The 10221-nt window shown below is 56.2% G+C and carries 5 protein-coding genes and 1 pseudogene; all 6 read left to right on the forward strand.

What is annotated here, in order from left to right:
• Positions 1-548 (forward strand): S-layer homology domain-containing protein (locus HMPREF2845_RS07645; protein WP_210394532.1); only part of this gene is annotated, 548 nt, incomplete at its 5' end.
• Between the two features lie 347 nt (positions 549-895).
• On the forward strand, positions 896-3019 hold the full coding sequence (locus HMPREF2845_RS07650; protein WP_070634375.1) for an S-layer homology domain-containing protein: 2124 nt from the start codon (positions 896-898) through the stop codon (positions 3017-3019).
• Between the two features lie 419 nt (positions 3020-3438).
• Positions 3439-5271 (forward strand): S-layer homology domain-containing protein, encoded by a 1833-nt coding sequence (locus HMPREF2845_RS07655; protein ID WP_070634376.1) that lies wholly within the window; start codon positions 3439-3441, stop codon positions 5269-5271.
• Positions 5272-5714: 443 nt separating this feature from the next.
• Positions 5715-6599, forward strand: coding sequence for an S-layer homology domain-containing protein (locus tag HMPREF2845_RS07660; RefSeq protein ID WP_070634377.1), 885 nt, complete (start codon positions 5715-5717; stop codon positions 6597-6599).
• 344 nt (positions 6600-6943) lie between these two features.
• The gene (locus HMPREF2845_RS07665; protein ID WP_070634378.1) at positions 6944-8902 is read left to right on the forward strand and encodes a gluconolactonase; all 1959 of its coding nucleotides are present in this window, start codon (positions 6944-6946) and stop codon (positions 8900-8902) included.
• Between the two features lie 334 nt (positions 8903-9236).
• Positions 9237-10221 (forward strand): annotated as a pseudogene (locus tag HMPREF2845_RS07670) (peptidase); the annotation flags it as partial.

Here is a 10221-nt window from a genome sequence, read left to right on the forward strand (position 1 = left end):
TGAGTCGCCGCGATGTCACGGTGGCGCTGTACCGTCTTGCGGGCGCACCTCATGTTGAGCTGCCTGCAACCAGTCCTTACGCGGATGTAACCCCGGACGATCCGGACTACGCCGCGTACATTTGGGCTCGTCAGAAGGGTATTACGTTCGGTTGGGTCGATGGTAAGTTCCACCCGGAGGCGAACCTTTCGATTGCCTCGACGGTGGCGTTCCTGTACAGGTACCAACGAGCGCTAACCCCTGCGTCTTCGCCGGAGTCGAGCAGTTTGCCGTCTTCGCCTGTACCGAAGAGCGATACGTCAGATAGCAGTAATGTACCGGAGGACTCTCCCACACGGGATTCACGTTCGCGGGTGCACTGGCCCGAGTATGAGCGTATGGATACTGCGTTCTGGAGGGAATCGCTGTGGGCTACCCAGCAGATTATCTGGGGATACGCAGAATATTATCGAGGCCACGGTGAGAATTTCAGCTCGGATACTGTTTCCTCTTGGCAGTTCTCACTGATGCTCTACCGTATGGAGCACGGCGGCAGCCGCCTCAAGTAGTTGCCCTGAAATAGTTATTCCTGAAGTAGCTATTTGAGAGTCGTCCCCTGCGGCCACACGGCATGTTGTTGTGTTGCTTTACAATCGGTAATGGCGGGCTGAAAATTTCGGGCTGAGTGCCCGGCTTTTCAGCCCGCCAGCACTTTCGCTGAGGCCCCTGGTGCATCCCTTTTTTACTCAACTTTTCGTTCATTTTCACCGTTCTTTTCTCTCCTTCCACTCAACGTTTTCCCTCGCTCACTTCAATCACCGTACAGAATGCCACTGTGCAGAAAACCACCCTGCAAAAACCACCGTGTAAAGCCGCGGTATAGAAAGCACAGTGCAGAACATTAGATGGGATAACCGTGTCTTCTTTCTTCCGACCAACCACAGTTCAGGGCGCTAAGACGCCTGCCCAGAAAATCCGCATTCAAAATGCCCAGAGTAAAAAGGCAATCAGCCTCTCCCTGTTGCTGGGCATGACCCCAGCGCTGGCGGTCACCCCTGCTGTACATGCTGATGCGGCGCCGAACCAGCCTGCACAGGTGGAGCCTGCTCAAGCGGATGCGGTGAGCTCTGCCTCCCCTGCCGCATCGTTGCAGGCAACCCCCGTAGCTGCCACCCCCGGTGCCTCAGATACCGATGCCGTAGCCGCTGGCGTGAGCGATGCTGACAAGATTGATTTGAAGGTCACCACCGGCACTCTCAATATTTCTCAGGGCGGCACGGTGTCCGTGACGACTTCCCCGTTGAGCCCCGAGTTCCGTAAGAAGTACAAGCTCTTCCAGTTCGGCCTCGTGAACCGTGGTACCGGTTACGAGTGGTCCCGTACCGGCGAGGCAACCCAATATCCGCTGCACCGCGGCAAGGTTGATCATCTTCGAGATGACGGTATTGTCCGCGACAACCCGGACGGGAGCCTCACCTTCACCTTTGAGGTCAAGAAGCAGACCATCCGGGCTACCCCTTCGCCTGCCCTTGACGTGGTGCTGACCTACTATCCGGCGGGCGAGCGCGAGCCGAACGCCGAGGAGTATGAGGACCTCCGCCTTACTGCCCGCACTCCTCTCAGCCTGACGCAGGACCCTGAGCCGGATCGTACTACTTACGTGTACAGCATGCCGGCGATTGATAACCCCTGGGTTGATACGCAGCTGACGATTGAGGGCTACCATATTCTCTCTAAGCAGCTTGTTGAGCCGGGGAGTGCCCCGGCATATCTGATGCTGTATGAGGTTGACCCTGCCACGGGAAAGATGGTGGGCAAGCCTGTTTTCACTCATGCAGTTCGTTATACGGATTGCGGTGAATACTATTGTTGGAGTTTTCTGAACAACTATTTCTCTGCGGATGTGACAATTCCTGCGGGTACTCTGCGACCGGGTAAGGCGTACATGATTGGTGTCTACAGCGGCCTCTTCCCGGATCCGGATGAGGAGAAGGTACCCGGTAGCCTTTTGACGGATGTTGCCCCGTTTATTCCGGTGCGCTCGCCCAACTCGAACGCCGAGGTGAAGGATGCTGCCCCGGTTCTGCGTGTTGAGCCGCAGCAGATGAGCCAATATCGTTCTGATTCACCGCAAGTGAGCCCCTATTGGGAGAAGAACACGTTGCAGGTGCGTGCCGTGAATCTGCCGAAGCTTGCTGAGGGTCATTACCGTTTTTCGCTGCAGGCTACGGATGCTTCTGGTAATCTGACCGGTCAGAAGGCGCTGAAGCAGGATATTGCGGCTGACCGCATCCAGAGCGGTTACACGGAGGCAACCCTCACTATTCCCGGTGAGGCGCTGAATTATCAGGGCGGTTACAAGCTGGTGGTGGAGAAGGTTCTTCCCGGTCGGGGTGGTGCCGCGGATTCTGTGCAGCAGGTTGTTTCTACTGACCTTGGTTTGGTGGTGAACGCGTTTGAGGAGCGTGAGGCTGCGAAGAGGTGGTACAAGGCTCAGCAGCTTCCTAAGTCAGAGTCCTATTTTTCTGAGAATTTGACGCGCCGTGATCTGACGGTGGCTCTCTATAGGTTGGCGGGTTCCCCAAAGGTTGAGCTTCCGGCGACCAGTCCGTATTCGGATGTTCAGCCTAGCGACCCGGACTATGCCGCGATTGTGTGGGCTCGTCAGCAGAGCATTACGTCCGGTTGGATTGATGGTAGTTTCCACCCGGATGCGAAGGTTTACAATTCTTCGGCGGTGGCGTTCCTGTATAGGTATCAGAGGGCGCAGGGTAAGGTTCCTGCGGCAAAGCCTCGTCCTGTTTCTTCGGCGTCAAAGAAGAGTAGTCTGCCGGGTGGTTTTTCTGAAGGCGGGTGGAATACTGTTCTTGGCTGGCATTACTCGTTCCGTAAGGAGTCCCAGTGGGCGATTGATCAGCGCATTTGGGGTTATATCAGCGAACAGTCTACCTATGAGGCGTATGTGCCGTCGTTTATTGGGCACACGGAACTCGCTACGATGCTGTACCGCATGGAGCACGGCGGCAGCCGTCTCACATAGTGTCTCGCCGTGGTGTTAGCTATTTTGGGTAGCTTTCGTCAAATAGGCGACTTTATGGCTCTGTTTATGTGCCACTTTTATTGTGGGTGACTTTTATGTTGCCTTGCCCACCGCATTGTGAATATTCTCAACCTGCAGAGGTTGCATAGGTGCGAATTTTTCGAATGCGGTGGGTTTTTTGTGCTTTCTTTTTTGTACAGTGACCAGTGTTTGTGCTTATCAGCACAATATTTAGGCATATTTTCCACGTCATGCACATACTTTTTAAAGCTATACTTCATCTTAAGACATGCGATAAAACACACAGACATTTTTCGCGCTGATGACCTTTCAGGTTCCAGCACGTCTTAACTATTTGCTACGGTGTTTATGCGCACCACACTCGATGCGTGACACCGATAAAAACTGATTGGATTACAATGTCCTCACTTCCCAACCACATGCGCTTTGCGCTACCCAAAAACATGGCCAAGAGCGGCTGCGCCATCACCCTGGCTGGCGCCATGCTCTTGCCCCTCTCCCCCGCGTTTGCGGCGCCTGCTGCTCCGGTAGCGGCTCAGGCTGTTGCGCAGGGCGAGGTTCAGGGTGCTCAGCGTCTGCAGGTTACCTCCGGCACTTTTGATATTCTCAAGGGCGGCAACGTGACGGTTAGCGGCTCCGGTTTCTCTAAGGACTTCGTCAAGGGCAAGTCGTTCCGCCTGTACGTTGTTCCGAAGGGTGAAAGTGTTGCTTTCCCGCCGCACCACCCGCGTGATTACCCCTTCTACGTTCAGGATGTTCCCGCCTCCGCCTTTGCGGCTGACGGCACCGTGAACCTGACCGCTTCGATCGACGCTAACTATCTGGAGGCCAATGGCTCGTCCTTCGATGTTGTGCTCGGTTACCGCGATGACGCTGAAGACGGCTGGATTCCCGCGGATGAGGTTCGTACTGAACTGAAGGTTGCGGATGTTCCCACCGTTGATTCCCCGACCCTGTCGTACGACGCTTCGTCGGTGAATGCTTCTGAGAACACTAAGGTCACCGTGAACGGTGCCGGTTTCCAGAACATTTCGTACAACGGTAGCGAGTCGCTAATTGTGGCGGTTCGTGCGGTTGATCCGGCGACCGGTAAGGCAACCGGCCCCGCGCTGGCTCAGTCGGAGGCTAAGTTCACCTCTTACTCTGCTTTCTTCGGCCAGTACATGGGCTACACCAACGGCCGTTTCTCGACCGTTCTGGACATCCCGGCAGGCACCCTGAAGTCCGGCAGCTCCTACGTTGTGCAGACTTTCGAGTTCAACGTCCCGGAAGATAACGATGAGGCGAACAACCAGGCGCTGAGCACTCAGGCGTTTGTTCCGGTGAACGGCGAGAACGTTAAGACTGCTTCGCCTTCGGTGTCCCTGAGCACTGACAAGGTTGATCTGAGCTCTTCGACCACTATCCGTGTGAAGGGTAAGGATTTCAAGGTTCCGGCTGGCGCTACCGTGAACGTTCTGTTCTCTGAGGCTGAGGCTGACGGCAACCCGACCGGTGAGGCTCTGGATAGCATCACTCTGAACGCTGACCGTGTGGCAACTGGCGCATTTGAGACCACCGTTAATGTTGACGGCACCAAGCTGGATGAGGATAGCCGCTACGCTATTTTCGTAACCATTAACTATGCGGATGGTCAGCGCGAGCGCATCGCTGCTGATTACCTGACTCTGACTGGTGAGTCTGCGAACAAGAAGGTCCGTGAGCGTTTCGCTGACGTTCCGACTGCTCACGCGAACCACAAGGCTGTTCTGTGGGCTGCTGATCAGAAGCTGATCGATTCTCGCGAGAAGGATTGGTTTGGCGTTAATGATGACGCGACCCGCGGCGACCTGACCGTTGCGCTGTACCGCCTGGCTGGTTCCCCGAAGGTTGATCTGCCGGCTACTAGCCCGTACGCGGATGTGAAGGCTGATGACCCGAACTACGTCGCCTACATTTGGGCTCGTCAGAAGGGCATTACGTTCGGCTGGTCCGATGGTAAGTTCCACGCGAATGCGTCCGTGTCTAACGCTACCGTTGCAGCGTTCCTGTACCGTTTTGATGGCAAGAAGCCGGTTGCTGTGACTGAGGCACCGTACACCGACGTGAAGGTCGGTTCTGCGTTCTACCGCGAGATTACCTGGGCTAAGCAGCAGAAGCTGCAGGTTTTCCCGGGTTCTGAGTACCACCCGTCTGCGCTGGTGAGCCGTGGTGAGCTGGCTGGTTTCTTGATGAACTACAAGGTTCGCTAGGGTCCTGTTAGTTCGTTGGGATTAGCGTCTAACCCGCAACGATTGAGCCGGGCTGGCGGTGATGAAACATTGGTTTCGTCCCGCTGGCCCGGCTTTTCTGCGCCCTCTGCATGGTGGTTATTAGGCTCTTTCAGGGGTGTGAGCAGGGCAGTTACTTGGCTGTTGTTCCGCGGTTTTTCGGGGTATTTTTGCCGGTTAACACGCTAATGTGGGCTGTACCGCATGTGGGGCGCGCCTCATGCGGTACCCGCTATTGGGGGGATTTTTGGGGTGTTCCACTCCCCTTTTTCACAATTGTTCCGTGGAGTGTAAATTAATATTTTTCAAGCTGTGGTTTATGCTTAGGACTGTTGCGCCCCCTTGGTGCGCGCCCGTTTCCGGTTGGGCGTTTGTTGTGCGAGGGAGCTCATCACACACCGAAACATCAACCACATTGAGGATTTATGTCCCAGGATTCTAAGCAGTCGACTGATACTGCCCATAATTCTTCTGCGCCTCTGCTGGCACCGGAGGGCACCCACGATACTTCTTCTCAGGATGCCGCTAAGAAGCGTAAGCGCCGCCGCATTGAGCTGGCTGTTGGCGCTGTGGCGCTGGCGGGTGTTTTGTACCTGCCGTTCTCACCTCTTTTCTCGTTCTATGATTCGTCGGAGGCGCGTCTTTCTTCGGCGGATACTGCTGCGCCGGTAGCTGCTTCGGCGCCTTCCACTTCTTCTCCTCTGGCGTCGAGTTCTTCGACTCAGGGCCCGAAGATTCTGCGTCCGTCCGTGACCGCACCGGATGCGAACACTATTTTTGCTGATGCGCCCGAGGATTCTGCGTACTATGCGGGTATCCGTTGGGCTGTTCGTACTCAGACGATGGAGCCGCTTTCTGAGGACCATTTTGGTGCTGAGGATCCGGTGACTCGTGGCGAGCTGATTAGCATGTTCTATAAGCTGGCGGGTTCGCCGTCGGTGACTCGTCCGGAGCATTCGCCGTATGCGGATGTTGATGAGTCTGACCCGAATTATGATGCGTACCTGTGGGCGCGTCAGGAGCGTATTACCTCCGGTTGGGTTGATGGTAAGTTCCATGCGGAGGCGCGCCTGTCGAATGCTTCTGCTGCGGCACTTCTGTACCGTGCTGATGGTGCGCAGAAGATTCAGATGTCGGGTTCTTCGCCGTTTAGCGATGTTTCGTCTGCGACTCCGTTCTACCGTCAGATTGTGTGGGCGTCGCGCCGTGGCGTGTCGACGGTGTCTGAGGGTAATGCTTTTGAGCCGACGGCTCAGACGTCTCGCGGTCGTGTTGCGATGATGATGTACCTGTACTTCCGCACTTCGTAGTTTTTACACTGCCTAGTTTTTTGCGCTTTGTTCAGCGTATCGAGCGGCCCCGTACTTCCTGTTTGAAGTGCGGGGCCTCTTGTATTTTGAGGACTGTGCGCGGGGTTCAGCATCCTGGGTTCAGTTCTTAGCGGTTGGTCAACCTGGGAAAACCCTCAGAACCTTCAAGTCTCTCTTGAGTGTTTCCTGACTTCTATTCACCCCTTTGATAGGGTGAAAATGTCCCCGAAATTGGCGGGGATATTCGACCACTTCTCATTGGGTTGGCGCAGATTCGACGAAGATTTCTCACTCCCTTTTAGAAACTGCATTGGCGCGATGGGTCCGACCGATAAGGAATGATTATGTCCGCTCTTCCGAATTTCAAGGCTTCGTCCTTCTTCCGTGCAGCACGGGGTTGCGGTGCATTGGCATTGGCTGGCGCGATGGTTTTGCCGATGGCTCCGGCGCTTGCCCAGAATGTTGCCGCAGATGCCCCTGCAACTGCGGCGGCTGGTTCTCTGCCGGCTGACCCTGCGCCGAAGGCCGCTGTCGCCCAGAAGGCTGACGCTTTCGCCCCGCACTGGCGCTACAACACTCTGAAGGATACCGGTAACGATCAGGTTCTGAACTTCTCAGGTTGGGGTTTCAATGGCGATATTAACTCCCCAAAGGGCGTTCAGATTGTTGTGCGTGAGAAGACCCTGAGGGCGCGGGTTCTGGCGGTTAGCGACATCATCGAATATAACCACGAGGAACTGGCTTTTGCTTACCAGGGCGGCTATGTGACCGGTACCGTCAATATTCCGGCGAACACCCTGAATAAGGCAAAGCAGTACGTTGTCGAGGTGTGGGGCAACAACGGCTACGAGGGCGACGAGTTCATTACCCCCGTCGTGGGTAAGGCACCCGAGGGTCGTGGCACCCTGCTCGCTTCTCAGACGCTGAACTTTAACGGTTCCGATGGTTCGCAGGCCGCGGATGTTCCGGGCGCTAAGGTTGTCCAGGAGGACGCTCCGACATTCGACGTTCTGTACGACGGCAAGAATCCGCTACTGTACACCTTTGAGGGCGGCACCGTCCACGTGAAGGGTTCGGGTTTCACCAAGGAGTGGCGTGAGAAGCACGGCAATGTGGCGGTTTACCTGGCCGCTTCTCAGGGTGTTCCCGATGGTGACCTTCTGCCCGCTGATGATACGCCGCTCCGTTTTGAGGAGGGTAAGGACTTCACCATTGCCGAGGATGGCACCCTGGATGCTCAGCTGACGGTCAAGCCGGACGTGCTTCAGCGCTACTACGAGCCTCGCAACTACTTCCCCGGTATCCCGCGTTACGAGGTGCGTTACGAGGTTGACCTGGTTGCTGAGAAGCAGGGTCAGCCCCCGCTGACCGTTGAAGATCTGTGGGCTGGCAAGAACGTGGTGTGCCGTATTGCGGTGCATACTCAGGCGTTCCGTCCCAGCCCGTTTGCCCCCGAGGTGAAGTACAAGGCTCTGAGCGACACCGCAGCAGATCAGGATATTTACTTCTCGGGTACCGGCTTCTACGGTGAGATTGCTTCCCCCAAGGGTGTTCAGTATGTAATCCGCGAGAAGGGTTCGAACACCCCGGTTCTGGCGACGAGCGACCTCATTGAGTACAACCATCACGACCGCTCCTCTGAATTCGTGAACGGTGAGCTGTCCGGTAGCGTAAAGGTTCCGGCGAACACTCTGGATCCCGCTAAGAAGTATGTCGTAGAGGTTTGGGGTAACAACGGTTACGAGAACGGCGAGTTCGTCGCCCCCGTTGTGGGTAAGGCACCCGAGGGCCGCGGTACTCTGCTGGCTTCTCAGGACCTGAAGTTCAAGGGCTCTGACGCTGTTGAGGATAAGAAGCCTAGCTTGACCGATGAGCAGCGTAAGGAGCGCGCTACCCGCGGTGAGCTGGCGGTGGCTCTGTACCTTCAGGCTGGAGCTCCCGAGGTGAAGCTGCCCGAGACCTCCCCCTGGCCGGATGTGAAGACTGACGACCCGAACTACGCTGCGTACATTTGGGTTCGTGAGAAGGGTATCAGCTACGGCTGGTCGGACGGCAAGTTCCACGCGGACGCTGGCATCTCGAACGCTACCGTTGCAGCGTTCACTTACCGCGCGGCTGGTTCTCCTGCGGTGACGGGTAATTCCCCCTACGTGGATGTTAAGCCTGGTTCTGCGTTCTACCGTGAGATTCTGTGGGCTAGCCAGAATTTGACTACGGTGTACGGTGGTCAGTATTTCATTCCTCAGCAGCTGCTGACTCGCGGTCATCTGGAGACTGTCCTGGCTGCTTTCCAGTCTCGCTAAACATAGCCAGCTGAACACCCCCGTGTTCCCGAGCAGGTTTTCTGCCCAGGAGCGCGGGGCTCTGTTTTTGGGGTTTAGCGTGCTGAGTTTAGCGTGCTGGGTTCTCAGTTCTTAGTGGCTGGTCAACCTGTGAGAACCCTCAGAACCTTCAAGTTTTTCTTGAGCGTTTCCTGACATCTGTCCAACCCTTTGATAGGGTGAAAATGTCCCCGAAACCGACGGGGATATTCGACCACTTTTCTCATTGGGTTGGCGCAGATTCGACGGAGATTTCTCACCCCGAAACCCTATGAAACTGCATCATCCCGGTGGGTACGACCCGTAAGGATGATGTATGTCCTCGCTTCCGAACTCTAAGTCTTCGTTCCTCCGTGCGGCGCAGGGTTGCGGCGCACTGGTGCTGGCTGGCGCGATGGTTCTGCCGATGACTCCGGCGCTCGCCCAGGATGCGGCGCCTGCCGCTAATGCACCGGCGGCAAATGCTGTGACCCCCAAGCCGGCTGCTCAGGACGCGGCGGCACAGCCGACGTACTCCACCGACTATGACACCATTTTTTACACCGGTGAGGGCGGCACCGTGACCCTGAAGGGTACCGGTTTCACCAAGGAATGGCGTGAGCAGCACGGCACCGTTGTCTTCTACATTGCTGCTACGAAGGATCGCCCCGGTAATGCTGAGCCTTCCACCTCGATGCTTCGCTTTGAAGAGGGCAAGGACTTCACCATTGCCGATGACGGCACTTTTGAGGCAAAGCTGACCATCAAGGCTAAGGCTCTGGAGAGTTTCTACACTCCCATCGATTATTTCCCGGGTATCACCCTGGACGAGGTGCGTTACGAGACGGGTATTTTGACCGAGGCTAAGGGCCAGCCCCAGTCGAGCATTGAGGATATTTGGGCTCGCAAGAACGTTATCGCCCACCACCCGATGTACACTCGCGCTTACCATCCGCAGGTCCTGGCACCTAAGTGGAAGTACGATGCTCTGAAGGACACCACGAAGGATCAGGAGTTGCTGGTCAAGGGTGAGGGTTTCGTTGGTGAGGAGCTGCCCGGTCGTGAGGGTGCCATGTACGTGATTCGTGAGAAGGGCACCGGCACCCCCGTCCTGGCGATGAGCGATATGAAGTCCTACTATGAAGGCCCCGATGGCGTAACCCGCCTGGAGGGAGGCACTCTTTACCGCACCATCAAGATCCCCGCAAACACCCTGGATCCGTCTAAGCAGTACGTCATTGAGGCGTGGAGCGACTACGACTACGACCTCACCAAGAAGGACAGGCCCCTCATCACCCCGATTGTGGGTTTGGCGCCGGAGC

It is taken from the genome of Rothia sp. HMSC065B04, from assembly GCF_001812285.1.
GTDB classification, from domain to species: domain Bacteria; phylum Actinomycetota; class Actinomycetes; order Actinomycetales; family Micrococcaceae; genus Rothia; species Rothia mucilaginosa.

Excerpts from the sequence above, each read along its gene's own strand:
- HMPREF2845_RS07655 (WP_070634376.1), top strand. The coding sequence starts at position 3,439 with ATGTCCTCACTTCCCAACCACATGCGCTTTGCGCTACCCAAAAACATG.
- HMPREF2845_RS07665 (WP_070634378.1), top strand. The coding sequence starts at position 6,944 with ATGTCCGCTCTTCCGAATTTCAAGGCTTCGTCCTTCTTCCGTGCAGCA.
- HMPREF2845_RS07660 (WP_070634377.1), top strand. The coding sequence starts at position 5,715 with ATGTCCCAGGATTCTAAGCAGTCGACTGATACTGCCCATAATTCTTCT.